The organism is Streptomyces inusitatus (assembly GCF_014651115.1).
Lineage (GTDB): Bacteria > Actinomycetota > Actinomycetes > Streptomycetales > Streptomycetaceae > Streptomyces > Streptomyces amakusaensis.
Window position 1 is genome coordinate 33,824 of the sequence record NZ_BMWG01000013.1, and the last position, 15,694, is coordinate 49,517.

General features: G+C 70.6%; 15 protein-coding genes and 1 pseudogene. 10 read left to right on the forward strand and 6 right to left on the reverse strand.

Translation table 11 applies throughout. The features are described from left to right. The first annotated feature begins 89 nt into the window (after nucleotides 1-89). Both IE247_RS19970 and ppgK read left to right on the forward strand, forming a co-directional pair. Nucleotides 90-1,148, forward strand: coding sequence for a 4-hydroxy-3-methylbut-2-enyl diphosphate reductase (locus IE247_RS19970; RefSeq protein WP_190124556.1), 1,059 nt, complete (start codon nucleotides 90-92; stop codon nucleotides 1,146-1,148). Nucleotides 1,149-1,178: 30 nt separating this feature from the next. Further along, nucleotides 1,179-1,934: a polyphosphate--glucose phosphotransferase gene (gene ppgK / locus IE247_RS19975; protein ID WP_190124557.1), complete on the forward strand. Its 756-nt coding sequence runs from the start codon at nucleotides 1,179-1,181 to the stop codon at nucleotides 1,932-1,934. On the opposite strand, the gene IE247_RS19980 is transcribed toward ppgK, so the two are convergent. After that, nucleotides 1,931-2,515, reverse strand: coding sequence for a DUF6542 domain-containing protein (locus IE247_RS19980; protein WP_190124558.1), 585 nt, complete (start codon nucleotides 2,513-2,515; stop codon nucleotides 1,931-1,933). The two genes, ppgK and IE247_RS19980, sit on opposite strands and share 4 nt — an antisense overlap. Before the next feature lie 223 nt (nucleotides 2,516-2,738). Between IE247_RS19980 and ychF the strand changes: the two genes are divergently transcribed. After that, on the forward strand, nucleotides 2,739-3,827 hold the full coding sequence (ychF, locus tag IE247_RS19985) for a redox-regulated ATPase YchF (protein ID WP_190124559.1): 1,089 nt from the start codon (nucleotides 2,739-2,741) through the stop codon (nucleotides 3,825-3,827). A gap of 133 nt (nucleotides 3,828-3,960) precedes the next feature. On the opposite strand, the gene IE247_RS19990 is transcribed toward ychF, so the two are convergent. The 3 genes and pseudogenes from IE247_RS19990 to IE247_RS35035 all read right to left on the reverse strand — a co-directional run. Then, on the reverse strand, nucleotides 3,961-4,224 hold the full coding sequence (locus tag IE247_RS19990) for a type II toxin-antitoxin system RelE family toxin (protein WP_190124560.1): 264 nt from the start codon (nucleotides 4,222-4,224) through the stop codon (nucleotides 3,961-3,963). 7 nt (nucleotides 4,225-4,231) lie between these two features. After that, nucleotides 4,232-4,501 (reverse strand): type II toxin-antitoxin system Phd/YefM family antitoxin, encoded by a 270-nt coding sequence (locus IE247_RS19995; RefSeq protein ID WP_007266282.1) that lies wholly within the window; start codon nucleotides 4,499-4,501, stop codon nucleotides 4,232-4,234. A 47-nt stretch (nucleotides 4,502-4,548) separates the two neighbouring features. Next, nucleotides 4,549-4,632: pseudogene (locus IE247_RS35035) on the reverse strand (Uma2 family endonuclease); the annotation flags it as partial. A 273-nt stretch (nucleotides 4,633-4,905) separates the two neighbouring features. Between IE247_RS35035 and IE247_RS20000 the strand changes: the two are divergent. Then, nucleotides 4,906-6,489, forward strand: coding sequence for a S8 family peptidase (locus IE247_RS20000; protein ID WP_190124561.1), 1,584 nt, complete (start codon nucleotides 4,906-4,908; stop codon nucleotides 6,487-6,489). A 176-nt stretch (nucleotides 6,490-6,665) separates the two neighbouring features. After that, entirely contained in the window at nucleotides 6,666-7,904 is a 1,239-nt protein-coding gene (locus IE247_RS20005) for a DUF4190 domain-containing protein (protein ID WP_229869236.1), read from the forward strand. A gap of 143 nt (nucleotides 7,905-8,047) precedes the next feature. Here IE247_RS20005 and IE247_RS20010 read toward each other — a convergent pair whose 3' ends face one another. Further along, a complete protein-coding gene (locus IE247_RS20010; RefSeq protein ID WP_190124562.1) occupies nucleotides 8,048-9,475 on the reverse strand; it encodes a glycoside hydrolase family 18 protein in 1,428 nt (475 codons plus the stop codon). A gap of 247 nt (nucleotides 9,476-9,722) precedes the next feature. On the opposite strand from IE247_RS20010, the gene IE247_RS20015 reads away from it, so the two are divergent. The 5 genes from IE247_RS20015 (at nucleotide 9,723) to IE247_RS20035 (ending at nucleotide 14,937) form a co-directional block, all read left to right on the forward strand. After that, nucleotides 9,723-10,475, forward strand: a complete 753-nt coding sequence (locus IE247_RS20015) for a GntR family transcriptional regulator (protein ID WP_190124563.1) — start codon at nucleotides 9,723-9,725, stop codon at nucleotides 10,473-10,475. Nucleotides 10,476-10,675: 200 nt separating this feature from the next. Beyond that, the gene (locus IE247_RS20020; RefSeq protein ID WP_190124564.1) at nucleotides 10,676-10,858 is read left to right on the forward strand and encodes an SPOR domain-containing protein; all 183 of its coding nucleotides are present in this window, start codon (nucleotides 10,676-10,678) and stop codon (nucleotides 10,856-10,858) included. Between the two features lie 78 nt (nucleotides 10,859-10,936). After that, entirely contained in the window at nucleotides 10,937-11,350 is a 414-nt protein-coding gene (locus tag IE247_RS20025; RefSeq protein WP_190124565.1) for a (deoxy)nucleoside triphosphate pyrophosphohydrolase, read from the forward strand. Nucleotides 11,351-11,537: 187 nt separating this feature from the next. Beyond that, nucleotides 11,538-11,957, forward strand: coding sequence for an ATP-binding protein (locus IE247_RS20030; protein ID WP_190124566.1), 420 nt, complete (start codon nucleotides 11,538-11,540; stop codon nucleotides 11,955-11,957). A gap of 148 nt (nucleotides 11,958-12,105) precedes the next feature. Further along, nucleotides 12,106-14,937, forward strand: a complete 2,832-nt coding sequence (locus IE247_RS20035) for a SpoIIE family protein phosphatase (RefSeq protein WP_190124567.1) — start codon at nucleotides 12,106-12,108, stop codon at nucleotides 14,935-14,937. A 5-nt stretch (nucleotides 14,938-14,942) separates the two neighbouring features. Here the strand turns inward: IE247_RS20035 and IE247_RS20040 are convergent, their stop codons facing one another. Next, nucleotides 14,943-15,674 (reverse strand): PspA/IM30 family protein, encoded by a 732-nt coding sequence (locus IE247_RS20040; protein ID WP_190124568.1) that lies wholly within the window; start codon nucleotides 15,672-15,674, stop codon nucleotides 14,943-14,945. Nucleotides 15,675-15,694 lie beyond the last annotated feature (20 nt).

The window sequence follows — 15,694 nt, forward strand, 5'->3', positions numbered from 1 at the left end:
TGTCTGCCGCGTGCGGGTCGCGTGCGTCCTCAAGTCTTCCCCCGGGCGGTGAGATCCCGCCTCTTCTGAGCGGCCTTACGATGGGAGGCATGACTGCTACGTCTCCGGCCCGCCGCGTCCTTCTCGCCGCTCCCCGTGGCTACTGCGCGGGCGTGGACCGCGCCGTGATCGCCGTGGAGAAGGCCCTGGAGCAGTACGGCTCACCGGTCTATGTCCGCCATGAGATCGTCCACAACAAGTACGTCGTCCAGACGCTGGAGCGAAAAGGCGCGATCTTCGTCGACACCACGGCGGAGGTCCCCGAGGGATCCATCGTCATGTTCTCCGCGCACGGCGTCGCCCCCGTCGTCCACGACGAGGCCGCCCGGCGCAATCTGGCGACCATCGACGCGACCTGCCCCCTGGTCACCAAGGTGCACAAGGAGGCCGTCCGCTTCGCGGCCGAGGACTACGACATCCTGCTCATCGGCCACGAGGGCCACGAGGAGGTCATCGGCACCTCCGGCGAGGCCCCCGACCACATCACCCTGGTCGACGGCCCCGACGATGTCGCGAAGGTCGAGGTCCGCGACGAGTCCAAGGTCGTCTGGCTCTCCCAGACCACCCTCTCGGTCGACGAGACCATGGAGACCGTGGACCGGCTGAAGGAGAAGTTCCCCCAGCTGATCGCGCCGCCGAGCGACGACATCTGCTACGCCACCTCGAACCGCCAGACCGCCGTGAAGCAGATGGGCGCCGAGGCGGACCTGGTCATCGTCGTCGGCTCGAAGAACTCCTCCAACTCGGTCCGTCTGGTCGAGGTCGCCCTGGGCGCCGGCGCGAGCGCCGCCCATCTGGTCGACTACGCGAAGGAGATCGACGAGGCCTGGCTGGAAGGCGTCTCCACGGTCGGTCTGACCTCGGGCGCCTCCGTGCCGGAGGTGCTGGTCGAAGAGGTGCTGGAGTGGCTCTCCCAGCGCGGCTTCGAGGACGTCGAGCTGGTGAAGGCCGCCGAGGAGACGATCACCTTCTCGCTGCCCAAGGAGCTGCGCCGCGATCTGCGCGCCGAGGCGGCACGGCTGATGGCCGACGCCTCCGCCGGTGCGTCCGCCGGTGCGGCCGGTTCCGCCGGTGCGTCCGCCGGTGCGTCCGAGCCGTTCGACAAGTAACAGCCGGGGGCTGCCCTTAACGTTGACTCCATGAACGTCTTCGGAGTGGACATCGGCGGCTCGGGCATCAAGGGCGCTCCCGTGGATCTGGAGCGCGGCGATCTGGCGCAGGAGCGCCACAAGGTGCTGACACCGCATCCGGCGACGCCGGACGCGGTGGCGGACGGGGTCGCCGAGGTGGTGCGGCACTTCGAGTGGTCCGGTCCGGTCGGCATCACCTTCCCGGGCGTGGTGACGGACGGCGTCACCCGCACCGCGGCCAATGTCGACAAGGGCTGGATCGACCGGGACGCCGCCACACTGCTGAGCAACCGGCTCGACGGCGCTCCGGTCACCCTGCTCAACGACGCGGACGCGGCGGGCGTCGCCGAGATGACCTTCGGGGCCGGCCGGGGCCGCAAGGGCACCGTGATGCTGCTGACCCTCGGCACCGGCATCGGCAGCGCCGTCTTCATCGACGGGCGGCTCGTGCCCAACACCGAGCTGGGCCATCTGGAGCTGCACGGCCGGGAGGCCGAGAAGCACGCCTCGACCAAGGCCAAGGAGGACGAGGACCTCAGCTGGCCCCACTGGTCGCGGCGGCTGGAGAAGTATCTGGCCCATGTGGAGATGCTCTTCTCGCCGGAGCTGTTCATCATCGGCGGCGGGGTCAGCCGAAAGGCGGACAAGTTCATCCCGCACCTGGAGGGGATCCGGGCGGAGGTCGTCCCGGCGCAGCTCCAGAACAACGCGGGGATCGTGGGAGCGGCGATGGCCTCCTCGTCCAACGGCCGCGGCGGACGCTAGCGTCGGCTCGGCGACGCCGACGCCGATGGCGGCGGTCCGGGGCGGGGCCGCCGTCTGCGGCGGCCCATCTGCCGCACCTTCCGTACGGAGGCGATCACCCCGGCGATCAGCGTCCCGCCGTACAGCCAGCCTGCGTGCACGGCCAGCGACGTCACCACGGCCATGATCTGCCCGCCGAGCCCGCCCTCCCCGCCGGAGATCGGCACGATCCCGGCGGCGAAGGCGATCGGCACACCGATGGGCGCGGTGACGATGTCCGCCTCCCGCACCCAGAGCGCCGTCAGCGCGCACACGGGCAGGAAGAGCAGCCCGTACGCCACCGGCGAGCCGTCCAGCAGCAGCCAGTCCAGCGTCCCGATCACCACCATGGCCACCGAGGCGAAGAGCCCGGCCCCCAGCCCGGTCAGCCGGGGACTGGGCAGTCTCCGCAGCGCCAGCACCACCGGGGGCACCGGGCGGCCGGGCCGCGCGGGGGGCCGTACGCCGTACACGGCGGGGCCGTCGGCGAGTGCGCTCTGCGACGACAGCGGCGGCTGAGGCCGCTGTCGGCTCTGGGGGTGACGGGTCCTGGGCTGCTCCACGCGACCAACGTAGGCGGGGAGCGGGGAGTAATCAGGCACAGGACACGCCCTTTGGGTGACCTTGGCGAAAGGTTCGACCGCCCGCTGCCGTCGCTGCCCGCTTCCGCCCGCCCGTAAACTGGGGGATCGGCCCCCGTTCGGGTCGCTGCCGTACGGCCCCGGCCGGCCTCACCGCCCGGCCTCCCGCCGCCCACACCCAGCTCTCACTCAGGAAGTCGCCAACGTGTCGCTCACGATCGGAATCGTCGGTCTGCCGAATGTCGGCAAGTCGACCCTGTTCAACGCCCTGACCAAGAACGACGTGCTGGCGGCCAACTACCCGTTCGCCACCATCGAGCCCAACGTGGGCGTCGTCGGCGTCCCCGACCCCCGCCTCGCCGTCCTGGCCGGCATCTTCGGGTCCCAGCGCATCCTCCCGGCCACGGTCGACTTCGTCGACATCGCCGGCATCGTGCGCGGCGCGAGCGAGGGCGAGGGCCTGGGCAACAAGTTCCTGGCGAACATCCGTGAGTCGGATGCGATCTGCCAGGTCATCCGCGCCTTCAAGGACGAGAACGTCGTCCACGTCGACGGCAAGGTCTCGCCCAAGGACGACATCGAGACCATCAACACCGAGCTGATCCTCGCCGACCTCCAGTCCGTCGAGAAGGCGATCCCCCGCCTGACCAAGGAGTCCCGCCTCCAGAAGGAGAAGGTCGCCGTCCTCGCCGCCGTCGAGGCCGCCCAGAAGATCCTTGAGGCCGGCGACACCCTCTTCTCCGCCGGCATCACCCACGGCACCGAGCAGGGCGCCCTCCTCCACGAGCTGCACCTGCTCACCACCAAGCCCTTCCTCTACGTCTTCAACGTCGACGAGGACGAGCTGGTCGACGAGGACTTCAAGAACGAGCAGCGCGCCCTCGTCGCCCCCGCCGAGGCCATCTTCCTCAACGCCAAGATCGAGTCCGAGCTGATCGAACTCGACGACGAGGAGGCCCTCGAACTCCTCCAGTCCATGGGCCAGGAAGAGCCCGGCCTCGCCGTCCTCGGCCGCGTCGGCTTCGACACCCTCGGCCTCCAGACCTACCTCACGGCAGGCCCCAAGGAGACCCGCGCCTGGACCATCAAGAAGGGCGCCACCGCCCCCGAGGCCGCCGGTGTGATCCACACCGACTTCCAGAAGGGCTTCATCAAGGCCGAGGTCATCTCCTTCGCCGACCTGGTCGAGACCGGCTCGGTGGCGGAGGCGCGCGCGAAGGGGAAGGCGCGCATGGAGGGCAAGGAGTATGTGATGCAGGACGGGGACGTCGTGGAGTTCCGTTTCAACGTGTAGCCGTGTGGTTACTGCATGTTAGGTGTTGAGTCGAACGTGCATGTCAGAAGGGGTCGGGCTCTGTTGAGCCCGACCCCTTCGTCGTCCCTGTGCTGGATGGGTGCTGGATATCCTGACGTGTGGTCAGCGGTGGTCAGGTGTCGTAAACGGTGGACCGGTGCCCCACGTGAACGACCCAGACCACCAGTTCCCCGTTGTCGATCGTGTAGACGACGCGGTAGTCGCCAACCCGTAGGCGCCGGCGGTCTGGCTGGGACACGAGTGCGGTGGTGTTGAAGCCGAGCGGGTCGCTTTCCAGCTCGGTCAGCTTGGCCAGGATGCGCAGCGCCATCTCGCGCGGGATCTTCCGAAGCTCGGCCTGCGCCTCGGGGTGGAAGACGGTTCGGTACTCGCTCACGCTGTGCTCATTCACTGCGGGCCAGCGTCTCCCTCATGATGTCCTCGATCGGGATGCCGGGTGCGGGATTGGCCATGCGCTCGTCGATGATCCGGTTGATCTCGCGCTCTTCCCATTCCTGGTACTTGCGCAGTACCTCGATGGAGACGACGGCGGCGACTTCCTTGCCGCGGCGTGTGATCACGGTGGGCACGTCATCGCGGTCGGCGCGCTCCACGACCTCCGCCAGATGCGCGCGCACGTCACGGATGGACTCTATGGGCAGCGGCTGCGTCATGCGCTCAAGCGTACCGAGTGTCCCATGTGTACACAACTGGGATGGGGGTGGCGGGTGGCATCCTTCGTTTCAGCCTCCGCGAACCAGCCTTCCGCGCGCGGTGGGCGCATCCAGTCGGGCGGTGCGGTCATGGCTCCACGGTAGCGGTCCACGGCTCGGGTCGGAGGGGGCTTCTGTGTCCCCGGTGTGGACGGGGGAGACGGCGAGCTTGCGGGGCGTGACAGGCGGATGACCTGTGTGGCGCACGTGTTACAGCATCACAGGCGCTCTTGTGCCATTCCTATGGATCGGCCAATCTTTCGCTGGCAGGCAAGACATGGACATGGCAGATCCAGGGGCCATTTCATGTCATGTACCTGATGATTTGCTCGGTGATGTGTCATCCAACGAGGAGGACCCCCCACATGTCAGTGATGCGCAACTCGCGTCGAGTACTCACCACGGTCAGCGCGGCGGCCGTAGCGGCCCTCGCGCTCGGTACGGTCTCCGCGTTACCGGCCACCGCCGCCACAGCGGCCGGCCGGGCGGCGGAGGGAGTGATTCAGAACGCGGGCGCTCCGGGAGCGGTGAAGGACAGTTACATCGTGACGCTGAGGGAGTCGGCGGTGGACGCCGGCTCGAAGGCGGGGAAGGCGCTGGCGGCCGGGTACGGGGCGAAGATCGACCGGACGTATGAGGCGGTGCTGAACGGTTATGCGGTGAGCCTGTCGGAGGCGCAGGCGAAGAAGTTCGCGGCGGACCCGGCGGTGGCGTCGGTGGCGCAGAACAGGGTGTTCAGAACGACGGCGACGCAGACCAATCCGCCGTCGTGGGGGCTGGACCGGATCGATCAGTCGGCGCTGCCGCTGAATCAGAGTTATACGTATCCGGACACGGCGGGTGAGGGGGTGACGGCGTACGTCATCGACACCGGTGTGCGGATCTCGCACGGTGACTTCGGCGGCCGGGCCAGCTACGGCTATGACGCGATCGACAACGACAACACCGCGCAGGACGGCCATGGTCATGGCACGCATGTGGCCGGCACCGTGGCGGGCACGGCGTACGGGGTCGCGAAGAAGGCGAAGGTCGTCGGGGTCAGGGTGCTGAACAACCAGGGCTCGGGTACGACCGCGCAGGTCGTGGCGGGCATTGACTGGGTGACGCAGAACGCGGTCAAGCCGGCGGTGGCGAACCTGAGCCTCGGTGGCGGGGCGGACGCGACGCTCGACGCGGCGGTGCGGAACTCGATCGCCTCCGGCATCACGTACGCGATCGCGGCGGGCAATTCCAACGCCGATGCCAACAACTACTCGCCCGCCCGGGTGAGCGAGGCGCTCACGGTCGGCTCGACGACCAATACCGACGCGCGCTCCAGCTTCTCCAACTACGGCAGTGTGCTGGACATATTCGCCCCGGGCACGGGGATCACCTCGGCCTGGAACACCAACGACACGGCGACCAACACGATCTCCGGCACCTCGATGGCCGCGCCGCACGTCGCGGGCGCGGCGGCGCTGCATCTCGCGGCGAACCCGACCGCGAGCCCGGCGCAGGTCGCCACCGCGCTGACCACGGCCGCCACCAGCGGTGTCGTGACCTCCCCGGGTACCGGCTCGCCGAACCGTCTGCTCAAGGTCGGATCGGGCGACACCCAGCCCCCCGGCGACCGCTTCGAGAACATCAACGACTACGCGATCAGCGACAACGCCACCACGGAGTCCCCGATCACGGTCAGCGGGGTCTCCGGTAACGCTCCCGCCGCCCTGAGCGTGCCGGTCGACATCAAGCACACCTACATCGGCGACCTCCGGATCGACCTGGTCGCGCCCGACGGCACCGTCTACAACCTGAAGGCGCACGGGACCGGCGGCAGCGCCGACAATGTGATCACCACCTACTCGGTGAACGCCTCCTCCGAGGTCGCCAACGGTGTCTGGAAGCTGCGGGTCAACGACAACGCCGCGCAGGACACCGGGAAGATCGACTCCTGGGCGCTCCAGTTCTGAGGCCCTGAACCTCTGAGATCCGTACGGCCCTGAGAGACGGGGGCGGTCGCCTTGGGCGGCCGCCCCTTCCGTCGTGGGCGCGCTTTTTACGGAACCCGGCGTATCGGGGAGCATCGGTCGGTTTATACGATCGCGAACTGTCCCCGAACTCCACTCCGACGAGGAGCACTCCACCCGTGGACCCAGCGCAGCCGGGCGAGAACCCGCCGCCCCAGCCCGACCCCGCACCGAGTCCCGCGCCCAGTCCGGCACCGCCCTTCGCGCCGCACCTCGCACCCCGCCCGGCCCAGCACCCCGCGTACCAGGCGTACCCACCGCACCAGCAGCCTCCCGGATATCCCGCGCCCCCGGCGGTCCCTCCCCTCAGCGGGCTCTCGGTCGGCTCCCTGGTGGCCGGGCTCGTCTGCTGTCTGCCGCCGCTCGGGCTCGTTCTGGGGCTGGTGGCGCTGGCGCGGATCAAGAAGCACGGGCAGCGCGGGCGGGGGATGGCGATCGCGGGAGCGTCGCTGTCGGCCGTGAGCACGGCGCTGGTGGGAGTCCTGCTGGTCAGCGGTGTGGCGGGGGATGCCTGGGACGGGCTCCAGGAGGGGATGGAGGACGTTTCCCGCACCCGGAGCACGCTGGATCTGCGCAAGGGGGAGTGCGTCAATCTGCCGGCCGGCGTCGCGGCGGCCAGCGGGGAGGCCGAGACCGCCGAGGTGGTGGACTGCGCCGAGAAGCACGAGCTGGAGATCACGGGCACCTTCAAGGTCACGGGGTACGAGAAGTTCCCCGGCACGGACCCGATCGAGACGCTGGCCTCGGAGCGCTGCGACGGGATCAACAGCGCGTACGCGCTGGACCCCTGGGCGGTCGAGGGCAAGCTGGACGGCTACTACCTCATGCCCACCAAGCAGAGCTGGCGGCTCGGCGACCGGGGCATCACCTGCGGTCTCGTCAGCTCCGACGGTGACCGGACGGCCGGTTCGGCGCGGCGGGACGCCACCGTTCTCGACGCGCACCAGCTGCTCTATCTGAAGGCCGAGCAGGCGGTCGAGGAGGCCTCGGGCAAGATGCCCGAGGCGGAGTACGAGGACGATCCCGAGGCGCACCGGAGCTATGCGCGGGAGGCGTCCGAGGTCTTCGGGGACAAGGCGCGCGCCCTGCGGGAGCACGACTGGCCGGGGAAGGCCGCCGGTGCGGTGGCCGCGCGCGCGGCGCAGCTGGAGAAGGCCCGGACGGAGTGGGACAAGGCGGTCCGGGGCGGTGCGGACGACTACTGGATCCATGCCAGTGCGGCCCTGGAGGCGCCGGGGGACGGGCCCAAGGGGGTCGCCGCCCGCCGCGCGCTGGGGCTGGCCCACGTACCCCCGCCGGAGGAGCCGGAGGGATCCGAGTCCTCGGAGGCACCGGAGGAAGGCGCTCCGCAGGCCTGAGGGAAAGGGCGAAGAAGCACGGAAGAGGCCGGCGTCCCGGGGCCACCGACAGCCCGCGGAACACCGGCCTCGCTCAGGGCGCGCGTCCCGGGCCGGAAGGGCCCGGGGACACACGGTCGCGGTCGCGGCGGCGCCGCGCGCCGCTAGCGGCGCTTCAGCCCGCGGTCGACGGCCTTGACCAGCTGGCCGTCGGCGGTGTCCCCGTCCAGGGACCAGAACATCGCGCCGCCGAGACCCAGGTCACGGATGTACGAGGTCTTGGCGTTGAGCACCTTGGGGTCGTCGTACGTCCACAGGGTCTTGCCGTCGAACAGCCAGGCCTGGCCGTACTTCCGGTGGATCTTGTACTTGCCCGAGTCGGCCAGTCCCTTGAGGACCTTGTAGTCCTCGAAGCCCGGCTGGTGGATCGCCGGCGCGGGCCGCTCGGCGGGCTGCCCCATGCCGTCGCCGCCGCCGGTCACACCCGTCCAGCCCTGGCCGTAGAAGGGCATGCCGACCACGAGCTTGTGGGCCGGTGCGCCGCGCTTCAGCCAGTCGCCCACGGTCTGGTGGACGCTGAAGTCGTTCTTGGCGTAGAGCGCGGACTGCTGCGCGGTGGTCTTCTCGCCCGAGACATGGAAGTCGTAGCCCTGGAGGTTGACCCAGTCGAAGTCCTTCATGATCTTGCGGACCTCGAAGCCCGCGTCGATCTTCGCGGGGGCGGTGGGCACGAACGCGGAGAGGTCGTAGTGCTTGGCCTTCTTCGCGCCGGTCCGGCGCGCCTCGCTCTTGGCGTACGCGTCGAGCTGGACGCGGAACTCCCGGATGAGGGCGGTGAAGTTCTTCTTGTCCTCCGGGCGGTAGGGGGTGTCCGCCTCGCCCGAGGAGCCGGGCCACTCCCAGTCGACGTCGATGCCGTCGAAGAGCCCGGCCGCCGCGCCCTGGCCGCCGCGCGCGCCGTCCGCGGGCAGATTGCCCTTGATGTAGATGTCGATGCAGGAGGAGACCAGCGCCTTGCGCTTGGCCTCGGTGAGGACCGCGTCGGAGAAGTGGGTGGACCAGCTCCAGCCGCCCAGCGAGATCAGGACCTTGAGGTTCGGGTTCTTCGCCTTCAGCTCGCGCAGCTGGTTGAAGTTGCCCGCGAGCTTCTGGTCGGCGGTGTCGCCGACGCCGTCCACCGATCCGGCCGCGTCCACCGGGCGTACGTAGTCGGCCCAGGAGTCCGCCTCGCCGAGGGGGCCGGTGATGAAGCACTTGCCCTCGGCGCTGACATTGCCGAAGGCGTAGTTGATGTGGGTGAGCTTCGCCGCCTGGCCGCTGGTGTCCAGATTCTTGACGTGGTAGTCCCGGCCGTAGATGCCCCACTGGCTGAAGTAGCCGACGCGCTTGTACGAGCGCTTGTCGTCGTCGTCATCGTCGCCGTTCCGGTCGGGGACGGCGGCCTGCGTCGCGCCCGGGGCGGGAGCGGCGGGCCGCGTCGCGCGCGGACCGGGTTCGGCGGACACGTCGGCCGTGGCGGCGGGGGCGATCGTCGCGAGGAGCGCGAGGGAGCTGACTCCGACGGCCGTACGTACGAGGGTTTTTCGACGCATGGGACTCATTCCTGTGCGTGCTCGCGGCATGCGCGGATGCCGGAACATTTCCGTGAACGGGGCGTCGTGCAGCTCAGGACCGTATTGGTCTGGACCATTGAGGTCAATGGTCTTGCGCGCAGTACCCGGGGTAACCGCCGATGAAGTCCCAACTCATCACTTCGGGTGAAACTTTGGCCCATGGTTGCGGCCAACAACCCACCGTTGTCAGTCTGTTGCCGTCTGTCAAGGTGATGGGAGTGATTCAGTGGCATTCGGTGAGCAGCCCGCGTATCTGCGCATTGCGAGCGATCTCCGTCATCAGATCGTCAACGGCTCGCTGCCGCCGCACACCCGGCTCCCCTCCCAGGCCCGGATCCGCGAGGAGTACGGGGTCTCCGACACAGTCGCCCTGGAGGCGCGCAAGGTGCTGATGGCGGAGGGGCTGGTCGAGGGCCGCTCCGGCTCGGGCACCTATGTGCGGGAGCGCCCCGAGCCCCGCCGTATCTCCCGCTCCGGCCACCGCCCGGCGGCCGGGGCCAACCCCTTCCGGCAGGAGCAGGCGGTCGGCGGCGCGCGCGGCACCTGGGAGTCCAGCAGCGAGCAGGAACAGGCCCCGGCGGAGATCGCGGACCGGCTCGGCGTCGAGACCGGCGCGCGGGTGATGCGTACGCGCTATGTGTTCCGCGACGGGGGCGAGCCGATGATGCTCTCCACCTCCTGGGAGCCGCTCGCCGTCACCGGGCGCACGCCGGTGATGCTGCCCGAGGAGGGGCCGCTCGGCGGCTGCGGGGTGGTGGAGCGGATGGCCGCGATCGACATCGTCGTGGACAACGTGTCGGAGGAGGTCGGGGCCCGTCCGGGGCTGGCCGAGGAGCTGCTGGCGCTCGGGGGGGTGCCGGGCCATGTGGTGATGGTCGTGGAGCGTACGTACTACGCCTCGGGGCGCGCGGTGGAGACGGCGGACATCGTCGTCCCCGCGGACCGCTTCCGGATCGGCTACCGCCTTCCGGTGCGCTGACCCCTTCGGGCGACCCTCGGGGCGACCCTCAGGGCGACCCCTTCAAGGGGGCGCGTTCGGCCGGATGCGCCCCCTCATTTCTCTCTCTTTGTGTAAACCCGTATCCGCTGAGTGAAGGTCAGGCGTAGGCTCGGGCATATGCGTAGTGCGGTTTCCGGGCCATTGCCGATGACATGCGGACCCACTGAGGGAGGGGTGCGATGAACGACGGAAGCCCTGTGCTGCCCTGGCTCGTCATACGTCAGGACGACAACGACAACTGCTATCGGGTCGGCCGCTACGCCACCGAGGAGGAGGCGCGGCAGCTCGCCGACACCCTTGAGGCCAAGGGGCACAAGCAGCTCTACTGGGTGGAGCGGGCGGGTCGGCCGACCCCTCTCTAGGCCGGTCCCGGGCCGGCCCCGCGCCGTCCCGAACCCCCGGGGGCGCACCGAACGGCGCGGCACAGTACGCTCCGGCGCATGACGGATCGCGTGGTGGTGGTCGCCGGAGCCCTGTACGACCGGGGGCGGCTGCTGGCCGCGCGCCGCAGCGCTCCCCAGGAAGTCGCCGGCCGCTGGGAACTGCCCGGCGGCAAGCTGGAGCCGGGCGAGAGCGCGCCGGAGGCCCTCGTCCGCGAGTTGCGCGAGGAGCTGGGCGTCGAGGCGGAGCCGCTGGAGCGGATCCCCGGCGAGTGGCCGCTGAACCGCCCCGGTTATGTGCTCCAGGCGTGGACCGCCCGGCTGGTCTCCGGCGAGCCCCGGCCGCTGGAGGACCACGACGAGCTGCGCTGGCTCGGCCCCGACGAGATCGACACCGTCGACTGGCTGGATCAGGACCGCCCCGCCGTGGCCGAGGCCGCCCGCCGGCTGCGCGAAGCCGCGAGGAAGGCATGACGACCGTACGGACCGGCGCGAGCGGACCGGCCGCCGGGGAGCGCGGGGGCGCCGAGGCGCGGTCCGTACGCCGTTCGCGTCAACCACGCACCTCTTACCGGGCCGCACACGGTACCCCAGACCGATTATCGGGTATGTCCTGATTAAGCCCCTGAAAAGGGGTCTGTGTCTGCTGCTGGTTCTGGAAGTGAGCGGCGTGATCGACACCGATGGCGCGCGCGCCGAATGGACCTTCCCCGCCGAGCCCGGAGCGGTGCGCACCGCCCGGCACTCCGTACGGGACGCCCTGCGGGCCTGGGGGCTCGATCCGGTACTCGGTGATGTGACGGTCCTGCTGGTCAGCGAGTTGGTGACCAACTCGCTGCGCTATGCCTCCGGCCCCATCGGAGTGGGGCTGACGCTCTGTGAACCACCGGGCGAGAACGCTCCCTTTCTGCTGGTGGAGGTCTCCGATCCGCTTCCGGATCCGCCGACCGAGCGGACCGCGGCGCCGGATGACGAAGGGGGGCGCGGGCTCCAGCTGGTAGCCGGATCCGCGCGCCGCTGGGGGACCCGGCGCGGCAGGACGGGCAAGACGGTGTGGTTCGAGCTGCCACTTCCTGGTTAAGAGTCTGAAGAGATAACGATCACCGCTGTGGGCGGCGCAAAATGAACGAGACCGTGCTGTGATCGTGAACGCCGTGTGCCTCGGAGCCGTAGTGCTGAATACTGCGGTCATGGCCGGTCCGGTGCGGTGAGCTGGAGGGGACGGTCGCGTGAGCGAGATATCCGGGACGACGGGCGGCGTCGTGTGGCAGAGCAGCCCGCCTGGCTCGATCTATGACTACATCAGGGCTGCCGCCTTCTCGATAGGCCCCGACGGCCGGGTCGACCAGTGGAGCCGGCGCGCCGCCGACCTCTTCGGCGTGACTGCCGCCGAGGTCAGGGGCAAGGACCCGGTCGAGGTCTTCCTCGCGGCGGAGCTGCGCCCGCGCGGCCGACGCCATGTCGCGGAGATCCTCGACGGCAAGGAGTGGACGGGGCTGGTCCCCTTCCGGATTCCCGGCCGCCGGGAGGACCGCGGCCACGGGGCCGGCCACGGGGTCGCCGAGGTCTATGTGATGCCCAGCGAGACGGAGGCCGGCGAACGCGCAGCGCTCTGTATCGTCGTCGACGTTCACGCGCTGCGGCAGATCGAGACCGACCTCGCCGCTTCACAGGCCATTTTCGGCCAGTCTCCTTTCGGGTTTCTTCTCTTCGGCACCGATCTGCGGGTCCAGCGCGCCAACCAGCGGTTCGCCACCGTCTTCGGCGGCGAGGTCGACGACCACCGGGGACGCACCGTCCACGACTATCTCTCCCGGCCCGAGGCCGAGCGGATGAACGCCTCGCTGCGCCGGGTGCTGGAGACCGGGGAGCCCGCCGTCGAGCTCCAGCTCGTCGGCACCGCGCCGAACAGCGCGGAGCGCAGGCACTGGTCGGTCAACCTCTACCGGGTGCACAGCGGATCCGGCCGGCCCATCGGAGTGGCGGGCGTCGGCACCGATGTGACCCGCCGCAATGTCGCCGCCCGCGAGGCGGCCAGCGCCCGCCGCAATCTCGCCCTCCTCAACGAGGCGAGCGCCCGCATCGGCAACTCCCTCGATCTGGAGACCACCGCCCGCGAACTGCTCGACGTGGCCGTCCCCGGCTTCTGCGACCTGGCCTCCGTCGATCTCTACCAGTCCCTGGTGACCGGCGACGAGGCGCCGCCCGGACGGTGGGGCTCACCCGGCTCCGAGGCCCACGGCGGCAGCGCCGCCCTGCGCAGGGTCGCCTTCGCCAGCGCCGTCTCCGACGCCCCGCTGGTCACCACCCCGGGCTGCGGCTCGCGGGACGGCCACCCCACCGCGGTCGGCGAGGTCCACCGCTACACCTTCCACTCGCCCTGCGCCGAGGCCCTGCGCACCGCCAGGGTGCGGTCCATCCCGGGCGAGGAGGGCAGCCTCGTCCACTCCACGCTCGCTGTGCCGATGGTGGCCCACGACAGCGTCGTCGGACTGGTCCAGTTCTCCCGGACGAAGGGCAGCGAGCCCTTCGGCGAGCGCGACCGGGCGCTCGCCGTCGAGCTGGCCGCCCGCGCCGCCGTCTGCATCGACAACGCCCGGCTCTACCGCAGGGAGCACGAGCGCGCGCTGATCCTCCAGCGCAGCCTGCTCCCGCCCGGCGACCCGGAGGCGGCGGGGCTCACCATCGCCGCCCGCTATCTCCCCGCGAACGCCGCGACCGAGGTCGGCGGGGACTGGTTCGACGTCATCGAACTCCCCGGCCACCGGACCGCCCTCGTGGTGGGCGATGTGATGGGCCGGGGGCTGCGCGCCGCGGTCGCCATGGGCGAACTGCGCACCGCCGTGCGGACCCTGGCGCTGCTCGACCTGGAGCCCGCCGAGGTGCTCTCCGCGCTCGACGAGATCGCCCGCGGCCTGGGCAGCCCCAGCGGCACCCAGCAGGCCTCCAGGGTGGCCCACAAGTCCCGCGAGGCCGACCTCTCCGAGGTCTACCTCGCCACCTGCGTCTACGCGGTCTACGACCCGGTCACCCGCCGCTGCACCTTCGCCAACGCCGGGCATCTGCCGCCCGTGGTGGTGGAGCCGGGCCAGGAGGCGCTGCTGCTCGACGTGCCGCCGGGGATGCCGCTCGGGGTGGGCGGCGAACCCTTCGAGGAGGTCGAGGTGGAGCTTCCCGAGGGCGCGCTGCTCGCCCTCTACACCGACGGTCTCGTCGAGTCCCGGCACCACCCGCTGGACGAGGGCCTCAGCGCCTTCCGCACCGCCCTCACCGCCACTCGCGCCAGGCCGGAGGCCCGCCCGGAACCGGCCGGGCCGAACGCCGCGCTCCCCCCGGCCCCCCCGGGCCCCCGGCCGGCCGGCCGCCCCGGGCCCCTCGTCCCGAGGCCCGGACCCCCTGGACTCCCCGGACTCCCCAGGCGGCCCGAGACCCCCGGGCCCGCGGCGGCGAGGCCCGTGCCCGTGCCCGCGCCCGCCCGGCCCGTGAGCCCGCGCCGCGAGCAGCCCCCGGCGGAGCCGGCCCCCGCCGGACTCCCCAGGTCGCTGGAGGGCATCTGCGACCATGTGCTGAGCACCCTCGACACCCGGCACGGCGAGGACGACATCGCCCTGCTGATGGCCAGGGTCCAGGGTCTGCCCGCGGAGGCCGTCGGGGACTGGCAGCTGCCGCGCGAGCCGCGCTCGGTGGGCAGGGCCCGCGAGCTGGCCCGCGCGCTGCTGGCCTCCTGGGGGCTCTCCGCCCTGGTCGACACGGTCGAACTGCTCGTCAGCGAGCTGGTCACCAACGCGCTGCGGTACGGCGAGGGCGAGATCAGGCTGCGGCTGCTGCTCGACCGCACCCTCGTCTGCGAGGTGTGGGACGCCGGTCTGGTCCAGCCCCGCCGCCGAAGGGCCCGCGACACCGACGAGGGCGGCCGGGGGCTCCAGCTGGTCGATCTGATGAGCGCGGCCTGGGGCTCGCGCCGCACCCCGCGCGGCAAGACGGTCTGGTTCGAACTGGCCCTGCCCGGCGACGGCTCCCCGTCCGAACCCACGGTGGATCAGCTGCTGAGCATGTACTGACGGCCTCAGCCCCCGGACCCGGAGCCGGAGCCCGCCTTCAGGGCCGCCAGCCGCGCCTCCACCTCCGCTGTGTCGCCGAGGCTGTCCAGCTGCTCGAACTGCGCGTCCAGCGAGGAGGCGGCCAGCTCCTGCTTGCCCAGCGCCCTCGCCTCCTCTCGGCGCACCTTGTCCTCGAACCGGTGCAGCTCGCTCGTCGGGTCGAGCACATCGACGCTCTTCACCGCGTCCATCATCCGGTTCTGGGCCTGCGCCGACCGGGAGCGGGCCACCAGCTCGTCCCGCTTGGACCCCAACTGGGCCAGCTTGGACTTCATCTGATCGAGCCCGGTCTTGAGCTTCTCCACGACTTCTGTCTGGGAGGCGATCACCGGCTCCGCCGTCCTCGCCTCCCCCTCGGAGGCCAGCTGCCGCTGGAGCGCGACCTTCGCGAGATTGTCGAACTTGTCCGCCTCCGCGATCTGCCCGGCCGCCCTCAGCCCGTCCCCCTTGCGGCTGGCCGCCAGCGCCTTGCCGCCCCACTCCCGCGCCGCCTCCACATCCTCCTGATGATCCAGCTCCAGCAGCCGCAGATTGCCGATGGTGCCCGCCACCGCCTGCTCCGCGTCGGCGATGTTGTTGGTGTAGTCCCTGATGAGCTGATCGAGCATCTTCTCCGGATCCTCGGCCTGGTCGAGCAGGGCGTTGATGTTGGCCTTCGCCAACCGGGTGACCCGGCCGAGTACGGTCTGCTTGGTCATGGCGCTTCTCCTTGTGCGTG

Bases quoted from the DNA above. Each gene is read 5' to 3' on its own strand.
- IE247_RS20020 (WP_190124564.1), top strand. From the start codon at position 10,676: ATGAACGACGGAAGCCCTGTGCTGCCCTGGCTCGTCATACGTCAGGAC.
- IE247_RS20040 (WP_190124568.1), bottom strand. From the start codon at position 15,674: ATGACCAAGCAGACCGTACTCGGCCGGGTCACCCGGTTGGCGAAGGCC.
- IE247_RS19970 (WP_190124556.1), top strand. From the start codon at position 90: ATGACTGCTACGTCTCCGGCCCGCCGCGTCCTTCTCGCCGCTCCCCGT.
- IE247_RS19995 (WP_007266282.1), bottom strand. From the start codon at position 4,501: ATGACGCAGCCGCTGCCCATAGAGTCCATCCGTGACGTGCGCGCGCAT.
- IE247_RS20010 (WP_190124562.1), bottom strand. From the start codon at position 9,475: ATGCGTCGAAAAACCCTCGTACGTACGGCCGTCGGAGTCAGCTCCCTC.
- IE247_RS20025 (WP_190124565.1), top strand. From the start codon at position 10,937: ATGACGGATCGCGTGGTGGTGGTCGCCGGAGCCCTGTACGACCGGGGG.
- IE247_RS20000 (WP_190124561.1), top strand. From the start codon at position 4,906: ATGTCAGTGATGCGCAACTCGCGTCGAGTACTCACCACGGTCAGCGCG.
- ppgK (WP_190124557.1), top strand. From the start codon at position 1,179: ATGAACGTCTTCGGAGTGGACATCGGCGGCTCGGGCATCAAGGGCGCT.